At 42.4% G+C, this 17,516-nt stretch carries 17 protein-coding genes and 2 rRNA genes; 6 read left to right on the top strand and 13 right to left on the bottom strand.

Annotated elements, in window-relative coordinates; all coding sequences use genetic code 11:
* The 4 genes from FTT78_RS02595 to FTT78_RS02580 form a co-directional block, all read left to right on the top strand.
* Positions 1 to 103, top strand: a 23S ribosomal RNA gene (locus FTT78_RS02595); the annotation flags it as partial.
* A 191-nt stretch (positions 104 to 294) separates the two neighbouring features.
* Positions 295 to 409, top strand: a 5S ribosomal RNA gene (gene rrf, locus FTT78_RS02590).
* 334 nt (positions 410 to 743) lie between these two features.
* Positions 744 to 2,102, top strand: a complete 1,359-nt coding sequence (locus FTT78_RS02585; protein ID WP_180043535.1) for an MFS transporter — start codon at positions 744 to 746, stop codon at positions 2,100 to 2,102.
* Positions 2,103 to 2,293: 191 nt separating this feature from the next.
* Positions 2,294 to 3,463, top strand: coding sequence for a PQQ-dependent sugar dehydrogenase (locus FTT78_RS02580; RefSeq protein ID WP_180043533.1), 1,170 nt, complete (start codon positions 2,294 to 2,296; stop codon positions 3,461 to 3,463).
* A 424-nt stretch (positions 3,464 to 3,887) separates the two neighbouring features.
* Here FTT78_RS02580 and FTT78_RS02575 read toward each other — a convergent pair whose 3' ends face one another.
* The 4 genes from FTT78_RS02575 to ribF form a co-directional block, all read right to left on the bottom strand.
* Complete coding sequence (locus tag FTT78_RS02575; RefSeq protein WP_004974037.1) at positions 3,888 to 4,370, bottom strand: peptidylprolyl isomerase; 483 nt, start codon at positions 4,368 to 4,370, stop codon at positions 3,888 to 3,890.
* The gene (gene lspA / locus FTT78_RS02570; protein WP_004974039.1) at positions 4,363 to 4,902 is read right to left on the bottom strand and encodes a signal peptidase II; all 540 of its coding nucleotides are present in this window, start codon (positions 4,900 to 4,902) and stop codon (positions 4,363 to 4,365) included. Before lspA ends, FTT78_RS02575 begins: the two co-directional genes overlap by 8 nt.
* On the bottom strand, positions 4,895 to 7,741 hold the full coding sequence (ileS, locus tag FTT78_RS02565) for an isoleucine--tRNA ligase (RefSeq protein WP_180043531.1): 2,847 nt from the start codon (positions 7,739 to 7,741) through the stop codon (positions 4,895 to 4,897). Before ileS ends, lspA begins: the two co-directional genes overlap by 8 nt.
* Positions 7,742 to 7,808: 67 nt before the next feature.
* Positions 7,809 to 8,810: a riboflavin biosynthesis protein RibF gene (ribF, locus tag FTT78_RS02560; RefSeq protein ID WP_180043528.1), complete on the bottom strand. Its 1,002-nt coding sequence runs from the start codon at positions 8,808 to 8,810 to the stop codon at positions 7,809 to 7,811.
* A 207-nt stretch (positions 8,811 to 9,017) separates the two neighbouring features.
* Here ribF and FTT78_RS02555 point away from each other — a divergent pair, with 207 nt between their 5' ends.
* Positions 9,018 to 9,584 carry a 5'-nucleosidase gene (locus FTT78_RS02555; protein ID WP_180043526.1) on the top strand — a complete coding sequence of 189 codons (567 nt, stop codon included), beginning with the start codon at positions 9,018 to 9,020 and terminating at the stop codon, positions 9,582 to 9,584.
* A gap of 80 nt (positions 9,585 to 9,664) precedes the next feature.
* Here FTT78_RS02555 and FTT78_RS02550 read toward each other — a convergent pair whose 3' ends face one another.
* The 9 genes from FTT78_RS02550 to ubiG all read right to left on the bottom strand — a co-directional run bounded on the left by FTT78_RS02550 (position 9,665) and on the right by ubiG (position 16,617).
* Positions 9,665 to 10,342 (bottom strand): TetR family transcriptional regulator C-terminal domain-containing protein, encoded by a 678-nt coding sequence (locus tag FTT78_RS02550; RefSeq protein ID WP_104852769.1) that lies wholly within the window; start codon positions 10,340 to 10,342, stop codon positions 9,665 to 9,667.
* Between the two features lie 418 nt (positions 10,343 to 10,760).
* Positions 10,761 to 12,107, bottom strand: coding sequence for an amino-acid N-acetyltransferase (gene argA / locus FTT78_RS02545; RefSeq protein ID WP_179988775.1), 1,347 nt, complete (start codon positions 12,105 to 12,107; stop codon positions 10,761 to 10,763).
* Between the two features lie 145 nt (positions 12,108 to 12,252).
* Positions 12,253 to 12,636, bottom strand: a complete 384-nt coding sequence (locus FTT78_RS02540; RefSeq protein ID WP_179991243.1) for an RcnB family protein — start codon at positions 12,634 to 12,636, stop codon at positions 12,253 to 12,255.
* A 202-nt stretch (positions 12,637 to 12,838) separates the two neighbouring features.
* The gene (locus FTT78_RS02535; protein WP_154320157.1) at positions 12,839 to 13,228 is read right to left on the bottom strand and encodes an RcnB family protein; all 390 of its coding nucleotides are present in this window, start codon (positions 13,226 to 13,228) and stop codon (positions 12,839 to 12,841) included.
* 246 nt (positions 13,229 to 13,474) lie between these two features.
* Positions 13,475 to 13,630 carry a hypothetical protein gene (locus FTT78_RS02530; RefSeq protein ID WP_004974054.1) on the bottom strand — a complete coding sequence of 52 codons (156 nt, stop codon included), beginning with the start codon at positions 13,628 to 13,630 and terminating at the stop codon, positions 13,475 to 13,477.
* Positions 13,631 to 13,759: 129 nt separating this feature from the next.
* A complete protein-coding gene (locus FTT78_RS02525) occupies positions 13,760 to 14,179 on the bottom strand; it encodes a hypothetical protein (protein WP_004974057.1) in 420 nt (139 codons plus the stop codon).
* Positions 14,180 to 14,386: 207 nt separating this feature from the next.
* Positions 14,387 to 15,133 (bottom strand): YciK family oxidoreductase, encoded by a 747-nt coding sequence (locus FTT78_RS02520; RefSeq protein ID WP_180043524.1) that lies wholly within the window; start codon positions 15,131 to 15,133, stop codon positions 14,387 to 14,389.
* A 69-nt stretch (positions 15,134 to 15,202) separates the two neighbouring features.
* Entirely contained in the window at positions 15,203 to 15,904 is a 702-nt protein-coding gene (locus FTT78_RS02515) for an HAD family hydrolase (RefSeq protein WP_180043522.1), read from the bottom strand.
* Complete coding sequence (gene ubiG, locus FTT78_RS02510) at positions 15,901 to 16,617, bottom strand: bifunctional 2-polyprenyl-6-hydroxyphenol methylase/3-demethylubiquinol 3-O-methyltransferase UbiG (RefSeq protein WP_180043520.1); 717 nt, start codon at positions 16,615 to 16,617, stop codon at positions 15,901 to 15,903. Before ubiG ends, FTT78_RS02515 begins: the two co-directional genes overlap by 4 nt.
* A gap of 181 nt (positions 16,618 to 16,798) precedes the next feature.
* Here ubiG and FTT78_RS02505 point away from each other — a divergent pair, with 181 nt between their 5' ends.
* Positions 16,799 to 17,419, top strand: a complete 621-nt coding sequence (locus FTT78_RS02505) for a thiol:disulfide interchange protein DsbA/DsbL (RefSeq protein ID WP_004974070.1) — start codon at positions 16,799 to 16,801, stop codon at positions 17,417 to 17,419.
* Positions 17,420 to 17,516 lie beyond the last annotated feature (97 nt).

Raw genomic sequence — 17,516 nt, 5'->3', positions numbered from 1 at the left:
CCTCCTAAAGAGCCGTTGAAGACTACGACGTTGATAGGTTGGATGTGGAAGCATAGCGATATGTGAAGCTGACCAATACTAATTGCTCGTGAGGCTTGACTATACAACACCCAAACAGTTGGGGTTGTATGCTCAATCGATTCAAATCCAATCAGTCAATTCAGACTGACCTTGATTTAGTTAACGCTAAACAATAAAATTCAGACCCAATACAGCCCAATCTGTTACAGATTCGGAAAACGCAGTGCATCACAGTCGTGAATAAGACCAATGCAAGTCTCCGTAAACAGTTGTGCTGGCGACCATAGCAAGAGTGAACCACCTGATCCCTTCCCGAACTCAGAAGTGAAACCTCTTCGCGCTGATGGTAGTGTGGGGTTACCCATGTGAGAGTAAGTCATCGCCAGCTCATTATTCAAAGCCCCCTTGACATAAACGTCAAGGGGGCTTTTTTATACGGAAAGGAAAATATTAAGAAGAAAAGTAGAAGAAAGAAGTTTAAAACAATATATTTACAATAATAAATTATGTGAAAAATATAGCATATATCAAAATATCATAAATTACTGCAAGTCTATTTGGTCGAATTTATCTACAACTTTAGTCTAGGTTTTTAAGAAAATTAACCAGAGTTAAGTTTTTGCTGTAGACAAAAAGTGAATATTGATTCATTTTATATACAAAAGTGAATAACCATTCATTTTTTATAAAATAAAAAGCTCACAATTGGAGGTGAGGGAAAAATGACAGCAACAACAATGAATGTGAATGCTGTAGTGGATCAAGCAAAGTTTAAACCTTTTCATTTAAAAATTGTACTTTGGTGCGTATTTGTCGTTATTTTTGACGGTTATGATTTGGCGATTAACGGTGTGGCTTTACCACTACTGATGCAAGAATGGAATATGACGGCTGTACAGGCAGGTATGCTTGCGAGTACGGCACTGGCAGGCATGATGTTTGGCGCCATGCTGTTTGGCATGTTGGCAGACAAAATTGGCCGTAAAAATGTCATATTAATTTGTGTGACGTTATTTAGTGGCTTTACTTTTTGGGGCGGCTTTGCATCCAACCCAACAGAGTTTGGTATTTTACGTTTTATTGCAGGTTTAGGGATTGGCGGGGTATTGCCTAACCTCGTGGCTTTAACCTCTGAATATGCACCACAAAAAATGCGTAGTACCTTAGTTACCACCATGTTCAGCGGCTATGCCGTGGGCGGCATTATGGCAGCCTTACTTGGTGCATGGTTGACGCCTAGATTTGGCTGGGAAGTGATGTTCTATATTGCGGGATTACCGTTACTTATTTTGCCTTTATTGTGGTTTTTCTTACCAGAATCTTTAACTTTTTTGGTGAAAAAACAGCAACATGAAAAAGCGCGTCACATCGTCCAGCAAATTAGCCCACAAGAAAATATCAGCCCACAAACACAATTTGTATTAAATGAAGTACAAACCGCAGATGCCTCAATTGCAGCCTTATTTCAAAATAACCGTGGCATGAGTACTTTGCTGTTTTGGTGCTGCTTCTTTATGTGTTTGTTGATGGTTTATGCTTTGGGCAGTTGGTTGCCAAAACTGATGATGGCAGCAGGTTATTCGCTGGGTAACAGTTTAATGTTCTTAATGGCGATGAACATTGGTGCTGTGATCGGAACCATCAGTGGCGGGATTTTAGCAGACCGTTTCCACTTAAAACCTGTGATTATTGGCATGTTTTTATTGGGCGCATTCTCTCTAGTGGGTCTAGGCTTTAATTCACCACAGCCTGTGATTTATTTATTGGTGGGCTTAGCAGGTGCTTCTGCCATTGGCAGCAGTATTTTATTGTATAGCTTTGTTGCTCAGTATTATCCACTTACGATTCGTTCTACAGGTATCGGCTGTGCTTCTGCAGTGGGGCGTGTCGGTGCGATTGTAGGCCCTATTATTATTGGCGTACTTTTGGGCATGGATTTACCACATAAAATGAACTTTTTGGCGGTGGCGATTCCTGCAGTGATTGGTGCAATTGCAGTAGCACTGATTCGTTTACAAAGTACATCACAGGTGGTGAGTGAGCCAAGCGTGGTTAAAAAAGCCAGCCGATCTTATAGTTAATTGATCGTTAGTGTTTTGGGACTTTGAAATTAAGGAGCATTGCTCCTTAATTTTTTGCCTATTCACTTTGTAGAAGATTTAAGTAAGAAAGTGTGTATCGCTACATTTCTACTGTGCACGAGGTACATTTCATTGATTATGATGTCTTGATTAGCACAAGCAAAGATTGAATGAATAGAGGAGCAATTAGGATGCTCAAGATAAATCGGCAATACTATGGATTTATATGTCTAGTTGTATTGGGTTTAACTACAGGGTGTAATGCGCAAGTTGAGCCGAAACAGAACACGGCTGCTTTAGAGTCAAAATCAACTTCTGCACAAAATTTACAACGCTATCAAATACAGCCAATTGCAGATTTTAATGAGCCGTGGGCATTGGCAGAATTACCCGATGGACGCCTATTAATTACAGAAAAAGCGGGGAAATTAAAACTTTTTGATCCAAAAACAGGTCAAAGCTTAGATGTTCAAGCTATCCCTGAAGTCGCCTATGGCGGACAAGGTGGTTTGGGTGATGTCATTTTAGATCCTGAATTTCAACAGAATCAGCAGATTTATTTAAGTTATGCCGAAGTGGGTACGGGTGGTTACGGTGCAGTCGTGATTCGGGGCAAGCTTGTATTAGATGCTAAACCCACGCCAAAACTCACCGAAACTCAAAGAATCTGGCAGCAAGTGCCGAAAGTATCGGGACAAGGACATTATGCGCATCGTATAAAGTTTGGGGCAGATGGCAAATTATGGATAAGTTCTGGTGAGCGACAAAAGTTTGAACCTGCTCAGGATTTAAAATCTAATTTAGGTAAAATTTTACGTTTAAATACAGATGGTACAACACCTTTAGACAATCCATTTCAAACACATGGAGAGATTGCCAAGCAAGTCTGGAGTTTGGGGCATCGCAACCCTTTAGGCATGGCATTCGATTCTACAGGGCAGCTTTGGGTTGCAGAAATGGGACCTAAAGGGGGTGATGAGTTGAATCTGATTGCCAAAGGCGAAAACTATGGCTATCCGTTGGTGTCGAACGGTGATCATTATAATGGTTTGCCAATTCCAGACCATGCGACTCGTCCTGAATTTACAGCCCCAGTGCTGGATTGGACGCCTGTCATCTCTCCCTCAAGTTTGATGTTTTATACGGGAGATGTATTTCCACACTGGAAGCATAAAGCCATTCTTGGTGGTTTATCTTCAAAAGCAATTATTGTGGTGGATACGCAAGCACAGCCTGTTCGGGAGTTACAGCGTATCGAGATGGGTCAGCGGATTCGTGGCGTATTTCAAGCACAGGATGGCAATATTTGGGTGATTGAAGATGGTCAATCTGCCAGATTGCTTAAATTGGTGGCTCCATAAAATAAATTTCTTCAGGTCTAAACTTATTTCAAAGTAGGACAAAAAACAAATAGAAAAAAGCCCCAACATCATGTCGGGGCTTTTTCAGATTTATGTTTAGGTATTACTCCTGTTATACCTTTCAGCGTCCTGCCGTTATATTATTTATTATTGTTATTCTTGCTTTTAGAAACATCCTGTTTCTGTATGTGTTAAATATAAAATGAAAGCTGATCTTTGCCTAGCGTCAATTTTCTGCAGTGCATGTAAGCTAAAACGTACAACGATATATCGGTAAAATATAGATCAATAAACTGGATTTATTTAATTTTAAGTATTTGATTATATTTAATAATTATCTTATTCAATAAAAAATCTCCCAAATTCATTTTCTTGTACTTGGGAGATTTGAACAGCAGAAAGATGCAGTAAGTATGCAAATTGATTACATCAACTTAATACCTTGTTGTCCTGCTGGGGTCACTCTAAAGATTTCAACTTCAAAGGTAATATTTTTACCCGCTAAAGGGTGGTTAAAGTCTACTTCAGTCACATCATCGTTGACAGATTTCACCACGCCATAGAGGCTTTGTTTGGCTTTATCTTCAAATTCAATCATGTGTCCTTCAACTGGATGTTGCTCAAATTTAACCGTATCAAAAGTTTGTACGTTTTCAGGATTCCATGGACCAAATGCTTCTTCAGGTGGAAGACTCACGGTACGACGGTCACCTGCACGTAAACCAAATAATGACTTTTCAAAACCAGGTAATAGGCTGCCATCGCCCATGACCAAACTTACAGGTTCAGCGCGGCTACGGGTGTTGTCAATTTCTACACCATTTTCAATGGCGACAGAAAAGTGCAATTCGACTTTTGAGCCATCTTCAATACGAGTTTCATCATTTGGATTAATAATTTCAGTCATGTTGCGCCTGCGCTCGTTCAATTCGGTGCTTTTCTAGGAAAAACGTATCAATTAACAGCAGAATGGTGCCAAGTGTGATGGCACTGTCTGCAATATTAAAGGCAGGGAAGTGGCTGTTGTTGTAGTACACGTGAATAAAATCGACCACGTAGCCAAGACTGACCCGATCAATTAAATTCCCAATCGCACCGCCTAAAATCAAGGCAATCGCCAAAGGCAGTACGATGACATTTTTTGGCATACGCATTAGCCAAAATACAAAAATTACAGACACTAAACCTGCCAGTGAGGTAAAGAAATAACGTTGCCATCCACCTGCATCGGACAAGAAACTAAAGGCAGCACCATAGTTATGCAGTAAAGTCCAATTCAAAAAGGGCAATACAGGCACTGGATCTGCGTAATTCAGATGCGATACTGCAATCCATTTGGTCCATTGGTCGAGAATAATCGCAACAATAGACAAGCCCACCCACCATAAATTATGTGGATAGAACTGGAATAAGCCCTTTTTGTGTTGTGGATTAGGCATATTTTCTCTCTTCGCCTTGACCTGTTGGAAGGTTGATAATACAACGTGAGCACAAACCTGGATGTGCAGAATGTGTATTCACATCAGGGAGTACATGCCAGCAACGTACGCATTTTTCGCCATCTGCTGCAGAAACTTTCACGTTCAAGCCATCTAAATCAGAGGCTTCACCTTGTGCAGCATCAAAGCCATTCACAACCACTTGTGAGGTAATCAGGACAAAACGTAGCTCATCGCCTAGTTTATCCAATACGGCTTTGAGTTCGTCATTCGCCCAAAGTTCAACTTTAGCAGACAAGTTGGAACCGACTGTTTTGGCGGTACGTGCAGCTTCAATGAATTTATTGACGGCAGATTTAACAGCGATCAGGGTTTGCCATTCCGCTTCTGCCAAGATGTTAGCTTCAGAAGCCACTGGAATGTCATACCATTCTGCAGTGAAGACATATTTTTCTGATTGCTCAGGAATTAGCGGCCATGCTTCTTGTGCAGTAAAGCTTAAGATTGGCGCCATCCAACGAACGAAAGCCTGAACCAAGTGATACAAAGCGGTTTGTGCAGAATGACGTGCTTGCGAGTCTGCTTTGGTGGTGTACTGACGGTCTTTGATGATATCGAGGTAGAAACCACCCAAGTCATTAATACAGAAGTTGGTCAGTGCACTGGTCACGATATGGAAGTTCATATCTTCATAGGCTTGCTGAATGGTTTTCTGTACTTCTGCGGCACGTTGCAGGATGTATTGATCCAGTGCAATCAACTGATCTACAGGCAGTGCATCTGTAGCGGGTTTGAAGCCATTTAAGTTGGCCAACAAGAAACGCAAGGTGTTACGGATACGACGATAACCGTCAGAGGCACGGCTAAAGATTTCCTTACCTGCGGTCATTTCATAGCGGTAATCTGCCGATGCAATCCAGAAGCGTAAGCCGTCTGCACCCATGTCTTTAATAATGTCTTGTGGAGTAATGATGTTACCCAACGATTTCGACATTTTGCGACCTTTTTCATCCACTACAAAGCCGTGGGTTAACAAGCCTTTGTATGGTGCGCGTTCATTGATCGCAATTGAGGTGAGCAATGAAGACTGGAACCAGCCACGGTGTTGGTCTGAACCTTCAAGATATAAATCGGCTGGGTCTTGTAACTCTTCACGCTCACGTAGAACTGCATAATGCGTCGTACCTGAGTCGAACCAAACGTCTAAGGTGTCGCGTACTGCATTGTAGTGCTCGGCATCCTCGCCAATGAAGTCTTTGGCTTCACGGTTGTACCAGCCATCAATCCCTTCTTGTTCGATCAGTTTCGCAACTTCTTCGATCAATTCAGGTGTGCGTGGGTGCAATTCGTTGGTGTCTTTATGTACAAAGAATGGAATTGGCACGCCCCAAGTACGTTGACGTGAAATACACCAGTCTGGGCGACCTTCAATCATCGCTTGGATACGGTTTTTACCCCAATCAGGTACAAAGCTGATGTCATTTTCAATCGCATTCAGTGCGCCTTGACGTAAACCTTTGGCATCCATGCTGATAAACCATTGTGGTGTAGCGCGGAAAATAATTGGAGTTTTATGACGCCAGCAGTGCGGATAGCTGTGTTTGATTGGGTGATGTGCCCACAGCTTATTGTTTTCTGCCAAAGTCGCAATAATTTGTGGATTGGCTTTGTAGATGTGTTCGCCTGCAAAGATTGGTGCAGTAGGTAAATATACGCCATTGCCACCGACAGGATTGTCAACTTTTAGGTTGTATTGTAAGCCAACTTTATAGTCGTCCACACCATGTCCAGGCGCGGTATGTACTGCACCTGTACCGCTTGTTGCGGTCACGTGTTCACCTAAAATCACAGGTACTTGGCGTGCTTGAATCAGTGGATGTTGTAAGATCAGGTTTTCGAGTTTGTCACCTGTGAAGTCAGCCAATACTTCATAGCTGCTAAAGCCATAGCGTTCAGTTGCTGACAGTACCAATTCTTTGGCCAAAATAAAGTTTTGTGGTGCTTTTTCATCGGCACGTGCCTTCACCAATTGGTATTCAATTTCGGCATGTAATGCAACGGCTTGGTTCGCAGGTAAAGTCCACGGTGTAGTCGTCCAAATGACGATGTCAGTGGCATCATTCACTTGCACATCCAAACGTGCAGATAAATCGGCTAAATCGACCACAGCAAAACCGACATCAATTGCATCGGATTTTTTATCTTCATATTCAACTTCGGCTTCTGCCAATGCAGAACCACAGTCCAAACACCAGTTCACAGGTTTAAGACCCGGTTCAATATGACCTGCTTTGGCAATTGCACCCAATGAACGCACGATATCGGCTTCTTGCTTGAAGTTCATGGTGAGGTAAGGATTGTCCCAATCACCAAATACACCCATACGCACGAAGTCTTTTTTCTGTAATTCGACTTGGGTGTAAGCATATTCGCGACAGGCTTTACGGAAAGTCGAAGCATCGACTTTTACACCCACCTTACCCACTTTTTCTTCTACTTTAAGTTCAATTGGTAAACCGTGACAGTCCCAACCTGGAACATAAGGTGCGTCATAGCCATCCATGACACGGCTTTTAATAATGATGTCTTTTAGGACTTTATTGACCGCATGACCTAAGTGAATTTGACCATTGGCGTATGGAGGGCCATCGTGAAGCACATATTTTTTCTTGCCAATACGCGATGCACGAATCTGCTGATAAATGTTGTCGGCATACCACTCTTCTAACCATTTCGCTTCACGTACTGCGAGATTTGCTTTCATTGCAAATTCAGTACCTGGGAGGTTTAGCGTGGCTTTATAATCCACTGCATTTTCAGGAGTTTGCTTATCGCTCATGCAAGTTGTCTTCCAGTTGAATCAGCCCATGGACTGACGCGTTTTACATTAAATATTCAGGGTAAAATTAAAAAGGGAAATTTGGATGATCTTGTCGAAATTCAAGAAGTTTTTCAACATCATCATCAATTCCCGCTTTGAGTGCTTCAAGCGAAGGGTAATTTTTTTCGCCATGTAAATAGTTTAAAAATGTGACCCGCATTAATAAGCCATACAGATTAGCAGAAACATTGGGGAAATGTACTTCTAATCGCCATTCGGGCTGTACTTGTTGGATGGCTGGGCGCGTACCCACATGCCCTGCACCAAACAGACTGTTCGGGCTGTAGCCTGCAACACCCGTTTTGTGAGGATGATCGTGTTTGACTTTTTCGCTTAAAGCGGTGGTTTCACAGACCACTTCAACGCCATAAATGCCATTTAAGCAGGGTTTATGGCGGTTTAAGCGTACATTAATGGTTGGAAAATCAAGTGTGCGACCAATTTGATCGCCATATTGGACGCGCCCTGTAATGCTATATGGGCGTCCAAGCAGTTTGGCTGCCAGTGCCAAATCACCTGCTTGTAAGGTTTGACGAATACGAGTTGAGCTAACACGCTCACCATTTAGTTCAATGGTGTTTAAATTGGTGACCTGAAAGCCATAGTTGCGCAAAAACTCGCTATTGCCTTGGCGGTTTTTACCAAAATGGAAGTCATCACCCAAGACCAAATGCGAGGCATTCAGGGTATCTTTTAAAAGTTTTGCAAAGGCTTCGGCGCTTAAACTGCGGAAATGATTGTCAAATTTCGCTACTGCAATGTAGTCGATGCCCAATTCAGTCAGATATTCGACTTTTTCCCGCAACGAGCTGATGCGTGGTGGAGCATCGTAGCCTTTAAAAAATTCCAGTGGTTGAGGTTCAAACAGCATCACCACGGTTTTGAGTTGTTGCATAGCAGCAACTTCTTTGAGCTGTTGAATCATCGCCTGATGACCGACATGCACACCATCAAAATTGCCAATGGTCACGGCAGTTTGGGCGAGGTCGGTGGTTGAAGATAAAGCATTCAGGCGGAGCAGCTGCATGATCGGATGAAAGTTGAAAATTTGTAAGGGCTATATATTGCCATATTCTCGCGCTTTCGTCTTGCTGTTGTGTTTTTAACCTGAAAAATTATCTGAAAATCAGGCAAAATCCGACTATTTGAGCGCTAAAGGTGAACTGGATTTGCACCGCGTCAGATTTTCTTTTCTAATGTGCCCAGTTTCAATGATCTGTACGAGTAAATAGTGATGAATTCTGATTTCGCTTTAATTATGGCATTGCCCAGTGAGTCTAAAGGCTTGTTTGAGCAGGCTGGGATTCAGGTGCATTACAGTGGCATTGGCAAGGTCAATGCTGCATTTAAAGCCTTTGAAGTGATTCAAAAGACAGGTTGTAAAACTTTATTGAATTTAGGCACAGCTGGCAGCTCACATTTTGATGCACATGCTTTGGTGGAAGTCTGCCAGTTTGTGCAGCGCGATATGGATGTTTCTCCGTTGGGTTTTCAGGTGGGGGTCACGCCAATGGATCAGGAACATCCTGCAGAAATTCATTTGGAACGCTATTTTGAGCATTTGCCTAACGGAATTTGCGGTACAGGCGATAGTTTTGAAACGGGGACACCGAAAGTGCCGTGTCAGCTGGTCGATATGGAAGGCTATGCGATTGCCAAAGTCTGTAAAAAACTAGGCGTGCGCATGTTGTCGGTCAAATATATTACCGATGGTGCCAATGATACGGCGCATTTGGACTGGGAAGAAAACTTGTTGCTAGGCGCACAAAAATTATTATCGTTATATCAAAGTGTTAAATAATACAGTTGCCCAAAACGCCACGACCCGAGTAAAAACTAGGGTCGTGGGCTAAATTCGGATATTTGTTCAGGTTGGCGCGATTATTCTTGCGCTTCCTGTGCAGGTTCAGCCGTGACAACAGTGGCTTCTGTAGCATTAATTTCGTCCTGACGAGGCACAATACCGTACAGCATCATGTGAACTGTGTGTTGTAAAACACGTTGTAGCATACTGCGGTTACGCAAGGTTTTACCTGTGACCATTTCCATTTGCGTGGCAAAGTCAGCATAGTTTTGGGTAATGGCCCAAATATTCAAAATGAGCAGTTCAGGGTCAATCTGTTTAGACAGTTTGCCTTGTTCTTGCCACATGGTAATGACTTTGGCTTTACGTTTTACCAGTTTTTTCAGAGGACCTTTTAAAATTTCCTGAATATGTGGCGCACCTTGAATCACTTCTAAAGCAAATAGACGTGATGCTTTCGGTTGAGTACGGGAAACCTCAATTTTCTGTAACAGATAATTGGTAATCGCTTCTTCTGGCTCAAGTTCGGCTTCAAGCATTTGTAAAGGCGCAAGCCATTTTTGCAGTACTGTGGTCAGTACTTCAACATAGAGCGCCTCTTTATTTTCATAATAATAGAAAATATTCGACTTATGCATTTCTGCAATTTGTGCGATTTCATCCAAACTTGCACCGCTAAATCCGTATAAGGAAAATACGTCGAGTGCAGCATTGAGAAGCTGATGGCGTTTTTGTGTACTCTTTTTTTGTTCCATTCGTAATTTTAAAACAATGAAAAAAGGGAATTATTAATTGTACGGCAAATCATCAGGCTTGTGCATCTTTTAAAGATGTATTTTTAAAATATTTTTAGTTTATTCTGTAGTTTAGCTATTAAATCCGTGAAAAGCATGATTAGAGAGGGGGAGTATCTTGTTTTTGTATTTTCTGACTGAATGAATAAGTTTTTTGAATTTTCTATATAAATGATAAAAGTAAAGTTTCTTCCTGCCTTGCATCAATTTTATTTAAAAAAACTAAACAGTGGTGTGGATGCTGCCAATTTTGATCATCCCTACACTGTCGTGCTGACAGGTATAGGTGTGATGACCTGATTTAATCGGCAGCATGTTCCACGTGAAACATTTCTGGGTTTTGATTGTGCTGTGTCATTCAGCGTACCAAAAGTTTCGCTTAGAGCCGTTTTTTACACACAATTGAGTTGCGTTGATAGTTATATAAAGCCTGACGTGCATCGGGTAAATCATCGACACTGGCAGGTGCAAAGCCCTGTTCTAAAAACCAGTGTGCGGTGCGAGTGGTTAAAATAAATAATTGCTGAATACCCATGGTTTTGGCTTTATCTTCTAAATAATCCAGAATTTGGCGACCACGGTTGGATTTACGATAAGCAGGATGCACCGCGACACAGGCAATTTCGGCCGACTTGAGTTCATGACCTGTGGTCGGAATGGGGTACAAGGCGGCACAGGCGAGAATCATGCCGTCACGTTCAATCACTGCAAATTGTCCAATTTCATTTTCCAGACGCTCACGTGAACGATATACCAACACGCCTTCTTCTTCTAAAGGACGTAATAAACGAATCAAACCGCCTACATCCTGAATATTGGCCGTACGCACTTCTTCATAATGTGCATCACTCACCATCGTCCCTGAACCATCACGGGTAAACAGTTCTTCGAGTAAAGCACCATCGTAGGCATAGGAAATGAGATGTACCCGATGTACGCCGTTTAATGAGGCATCTTGGGCTGCATTTAAGTGTAAAGCCAATTCAGGATGATGTCGCTGAGCATCTTCAATATATGGAGTTAAATGTTGCGGATGAACTTCACGTTGCAATTGACCTTCGGCATTCTGCAAACCGTGCTGCGCGCCTAAGAAAATCAGTTTGTCAGCTTTTAATTGAATGGCAGTTTTAGTTGCCACTTCTTCAGCCAACAAGTTAAACACTTCACCTGTGGTGGAATAACCTGTTGGACCGAGCAACACAATATTATGATTTTCTAAATGGCGTTGAATGGCATCGACATCTACAGTGCGGACTTCGCCAGTCAGTTGATAATCGACCCCATCACGAATGCCATACGGTTTGGCGGTGATAAAGTTACCCGACACCACATCAATCCGTGCGCCGTACATAGGGGAGTTAGCTAGCCCCATCGACAATAAGGCTTCAATTTGCAGGCGAATTGAACCGACAGCATTCATGACACACGATAAAGATTCACGAGTGGTGACACGACGTTGCAAATGAAACGGTGTATCAATTTGGCTGAATTTTAAGTTTTGATTAATTTGTGGACGCGCACCATGTACCAAAATCAAACGAATACCAAGCGAGTGTAGTAGGGCAATATCATGAATAATGTGCTGAAAGTTTTCATGCAAAACCGCTTCACCATCGAACATAATCACAAAGGTTTTATTGCGGTGGGCATTGATATAAGGCGCAGAATGTCTAAACCAATGCACATATTGTAAGGTTGTGCTGTGCGGGTTTTCAGTTGGAGTCATTCGTTGGCCTGCTGTAATGATCGATGGTGCTGTCTTTGATTCTAATCAAAAAATTCTGCAGCGGAAGACTAAATATAAAAAAACACCTGAATGGTGCTTCAGGTGTTGTGGAGAAATGCTATTTTTCAGCTCAGGCTGAACGGTTTTAGCCAATAATACGAATAATACGCTGGGTGCGCTCATTAATCAGCACATAGTCACCGTTGACTTTATACCACTGCTGATAACGACCTGTGTTGGGTAAACGACGTGCTTCACGATCACTGACTTTGTAGCGGTTCGCATCATATCCGCGTGGGAGGTTTTGACCTACACGCCAGTCACGACTTGGATTCACGCGTTTTTGATCATAACGCTTTTGTTCCCACTGTGCATGATGACGTGGATTGTCCCAACGCTTGTCGTGATGTTTATAGGTGGCATTCGCTTGATGACGACGATCATCATAACGATGGTCGGGTGCTGCCATAGCCGATGTTGCCATGATTGCGCTTAAAGACAGTGCTAAGGTGCTGAGTAATTTTTTCATGCGACTTACCTTCAGTTTTAAATATGGGGTAGATGTGTCCAAATTAGTCAAATACTCAAGATAAATGATGGTGGAAATTGAGGTGAATTGTGAATTTTATGGAGAAAACAAGGAGAGCCTGAGCGGACTATCGCTCTATAAAAAAAGCCCAAAGTGAGCTTTGGGCTATGTATTTAGATATTGTGTATGTACAACAGTAGGTCTATAAACCTGCGATACGCAAAATATGGTGATTTTCGACATCGACCAAAATGTAGTCTTGGTTGATTTTATACCATTGTTGTTTGCGTTCAGGGCGGGGCAAGTTATGTTCCTGATAATCGACTTTATAACCATTGCCACGATAATGCTGCGGCATGACATAACCCGTTTGCCATTTATGTTGTTGTAAGCGTTTTACACCACGTTCTTCACGCATGCGGCGTTTGTCTTGCATACGCTCTTCTGCATCGGCACGAAATTCATGTTTATTGTGTGCTTGGTTACGAGGATGGTCAGCTGAGTCTCGATCAAATTGAGGAGCGGCAGTTGCAAAATTGCTGCTTAGTAAAGCACTGAAAGACATTGCCAGAACTGTCAAAATCTTTTTCATGTAAACCCCTCATTCTCTCATCTTGATATCACAGTTCATACTTTAACCATTAAATGCAGAGAAACTGTGAAGAAAGCACATGAATTTTTTAAATACGCTCTGCAGGATGCGGCATGGTATTGATTCTATTATGCGACAAAATACGAAATTTAGTAGCTATCGCTCAGAAAATAGGGGTGGGATGATTTTTCTTGTGCTAAGGAAAGGATGAGACATCACCATAGCAGCGTACTGCTATGGTCTGCTTTAGTTCCAATGTTCAGTTAAGCCTTGTAAAGATTGCACAGCGATGGCAACACATTCGGCTGTTTCACGATCATCCAAAGCCACAATTAAATGCTGACCTAATTGCAAGCTTTCAATACTTTGAATCACGGCAGTTTTACGTTGAATATCAGTCATCACAATTTACCTAATGCTTGTTGTGGAGATACATCAAGCATAGGTGATGTATATTGATTTGGAAAACCGTATAATTTTATAAAAACAATCCAATAAAACGATTATTGCCACCGTTGCCATGAGTTTTGCTTAATAGGCGTAGTTTAAATCGGTGTAGTCGGTCAATGATTTTTGAATATGTGCATTGATAAATTCGCGTACATCTTCAGTACTCATTGGTGCGCCTTGCTTGCTAATCACGTGTTCAATTTCAGGTTGCCCTTCAATTTTAATACGATAAACAAAGTTTTTAACCACTTTGTAGGCATCGTCCAGTTTTTCAATGCCTGTGACATAGTGGTAAGCATGTTCAAAATTAAGGTCGGTATGTGAAAATACAAACTGATCAAACAGTTTGATTTTCTGACCGTTGTCGAGTGCCTGAATGTCATCTACGATGCTGGCTTCAAACTTCATGCCATATTTTTCAGAAATAGGCTGACCATCAATCAGTAAAGACACCATACCATCTTCAAGTGGTGTCACGGTGATGTTGTTTAATTCAGTCATGTTGCTCTCTGCATCGTTGAGGTTGAATTGAGATGTGGAAGCATGGTAATCAGGCTTTGCATTGCCAAAAATAGGCAGGATAGAAACCTGAAAATGCTTGTGCGATGCCATTTTACCGCAAATCAATGTGCAAAAATTGGCAATATGCTAGGTTAAGTCCATAAAAAAGGAAGCAAGCGCTTCCTTTCTTCGGATCAAACGACAGAACTAATCCTGTGCATCAATACTTTGACCATTCATGTGCAAGCTGTCATCGCCCATTAAATATAAATAGGCTGGCATGATTGCATCGGGTGTTGGTAAGGTTTTCGGATCTTCATTTGGATAGGCTTTGGCACGCATGGCAGTGCGGGTTGCACCCGGGTTAATGCAGTTGTAGCGAATATTTGGATGCACCTGTTCTTTGGCAAATAACTGGCTCACCGCTTCAATTGCAATTTTAGACACCGAATAAGCACCCCAGCGTTCACGTGCTTCACGACCTACACCTGAACTGGCAAACACGACTGAAGCATGTTCCGATTTTGCCAAAAGTGGTAATAATTCCTGAGTGAGTACAAATGGCGCACGTAAATTCACTGCCATGACGTCATCCCAAACATCGGCAGGGTAATTTGCCAACTCGGTGCGTTCGCCTAAAATGCCTGCATTATGCAAAATACCATCCAAACGTCCGAATTGTTTGTCTAGGGTATCGACCAGTAATTCATAATCTCGTGGTGAAGCACTTGAAAGCTGCAGCGGCAAAATAGCAGGTTGTGGTGCGCCTAAACTTTCGATTTCATCATAAATCACTTCAAGTTTATTTAAGGTACGACCATGCAGCACTACGGTTGCTCCGTGTAGCGCATAACTGAGGGCAGCCGCTCGTCCAATACCATCACTGGCACCTGTGATCAGGATAATACGATCTTTGAGAAGATCGGGGCGAGGTTGATATTCTGAGTATTTCATGGGCATCCCTCCTGTTCATTTCTTATTGCTTATGGGTTGAGTTTCATGTCATCGCTTTACAGGACTGATTCAAGCATTGGCACTGCTGTTTTGCGTTGCAGCTTGCAGCACCAATTTGTCTAAAACCGTATGTAATTCAGTCACTGAATCCACTATACAATCTGCTTGCCATGCTGTTAAGTCATCTTTGTGTTGCAAGGGTAAATAACCGTATGCTGCCAAAATGGTATACATATTGGCGTTACGACCTGCATCGATATCACGTGGATGATCGCCCACATAAATACAATGTTCTGGGGCAATTTCAATTTGTTTGGCCGCCAAATACATAGGTTCTGGGTCTGGCTTAGTACGGCTAACATCTTCAGGGCAGACCAAAACTGCACAGCGTTCAGTTAAATTCAGTGCTTTGAGCAGTGCTTCGCTGAGCCAGCGCGGTTTATTGGTGACAATACCCCACGGAATTTGACGCTGTTCCAATGCTTCAAGCAGTGGATACATGCCTTCAAACAGATCGGTTTCGACTGCAATATCTGCGCCGTACAGGTCTAAAAAACGCTGTCGATGGGCCAAAAACACAGGATCATCTACCTCAAATTCTGGATAGACTAATTTGACCATTGCCCGCGCACCTTCAGATACCTGTGTGCGAATGGCGTCTGCTGCCACAATCTCACAGCCTTTATCGTGGCACATGTCTTGAATGATGCGAATAAAATCTGCAGCGGTATCAATTAAGGTGCCATCGAGGTCGAATAAAACGGCTTTCATTCTGTTGCCTCATTGACCGTGTAAACCATGTAGTTCACATCAACATTTGGCGCTAACCAATAGCGTTTAGTCAGTGGGTTGTAGTGTAAGCCTGTCATATCTTTTAGTTTTAAGCCTGCTTGACGGATGTCGTGTGCCAATTCAGACGGTTTAATAAATTTATGATAATCGTGTGTGCCTTTGGCTAACATGCGCAGCACGTATTCTGCCCCAATAATGGCAAATAGGTATGATTTAGGGTTGCGGTTAATGGTCGAGAAAAATACATGACCGCCCGGCTTGACCAGTTTTTGGCAGGCTTGAATAATCGAGGCCGGATCAGGTACGTGCTCTAACATTTCCATGCAAGTCACCACATCGTATTGACCAGCTTGCTCATCTACCAATTGCTCAACAGGAATTTGGCGATATTCAATATTGTGTACGCCTTCTTGTTCTGCATGCAGGCGTGCCACGTTTAAAGGTGCTTCGCCCATATCAATTCCAAGCACATTGGCACCGCGACGAGCCATGCTTTCTGCCAAAATACCACCACCACAGCCGACGTCTAGCACTTTCTTGCCTGCCAAGCCGCCTACGTGCTCATCAATCCAGTTTAAGCGCAGTGGATTAATCATGTGCAGGGGACGGAACTCGGAATGCTGATCCCACCATATGGCTGCAAATGCTTCAAATTTGGCAATTTCTTGTGGATCAACATTCAAATGCGACATGGGTGCCACCTCAATTGGGTCGTGATAATTGGAAAAATAGATATAAACCCTAGTGTAGCGTTAATTCTAAAAAAAGCGATAAAAGCTGTAAAAAAGTTCACAGAAGGAAAACGAAATCAGCATAATTGATTTATAGTGTTGCCATACACTAAACAGAATGATTTAGAGGATTATAAACGCAATGAAAAAATTCCTTTTAGGTAGTTTGGCAACTGCCATCTTTGCTATTTCTGGTAGCACTATGGCGGCAAATTTTGTAGCAGGTAAAGATTATAGCGTTGTCGCCAACCCGGGTAAGGTTGATGTACCGGGTAAAATTGAAGTGCGTGAGTTCTTTTGGTATGGTTGTGGTCACTGCTTTACTTTAGAACCATATATGCAAACATGGTTACGCCAGTTACCTAAAGATGTGAATTTTGTGCGTACTCCTGCAGCCATGAATCCTGTTTGGGAAATGAATGCACGTGGTTATTATGTGTCTGAAGCTTTGGGTGTGCGCAAGAAAACTCACTTGCCACTTTTCCATGCCATTCATGACAAAGGTCAGCAAATTTTTGACCAACAATCACAAGCTAAATTCTTTGTGAAATATGGTGTACCTGAAGCGAAATTTAACAGCATGTTTAACTCGTTTGCGATCACCTCTAAAATTTCACAAGCTAAACAATTGGCGCGTCAGTACCAATTGACAGGTGTACCTGCGGTGGTGGTGAATGGTAAATATATCGTTCAAGGCGATAACGGCAAAGTGATTCAAGTAGTGAACTACTTGGTTGATCAAGAGCGTAAAGCTAAGAAATAAGCAGATGCAATAACAAGATGATGCAAGGCTGAATCAGCAGCGCATCGCTAAAAACCGCAATGATTGCAACGTCATTGCGGTTTTTTTAATGCAGGTT

It is taken from the genome of Acinetobacter sp. YH01011, from assembly GCF_013420785.1.
In the GTDB taxonomy this organism is placed as follows: domain Bacteria; phylum Pseudomonadota; class Gammaproteobacteria; order Pseudomonadales; family Moraxellaceae; genus Acinetobacter; species Acinetobacter towneri.
Note: the sequence above shows the minus strand (reverse complement) of the source record. Positions and strands in the feature narration are given on the sequence as shown.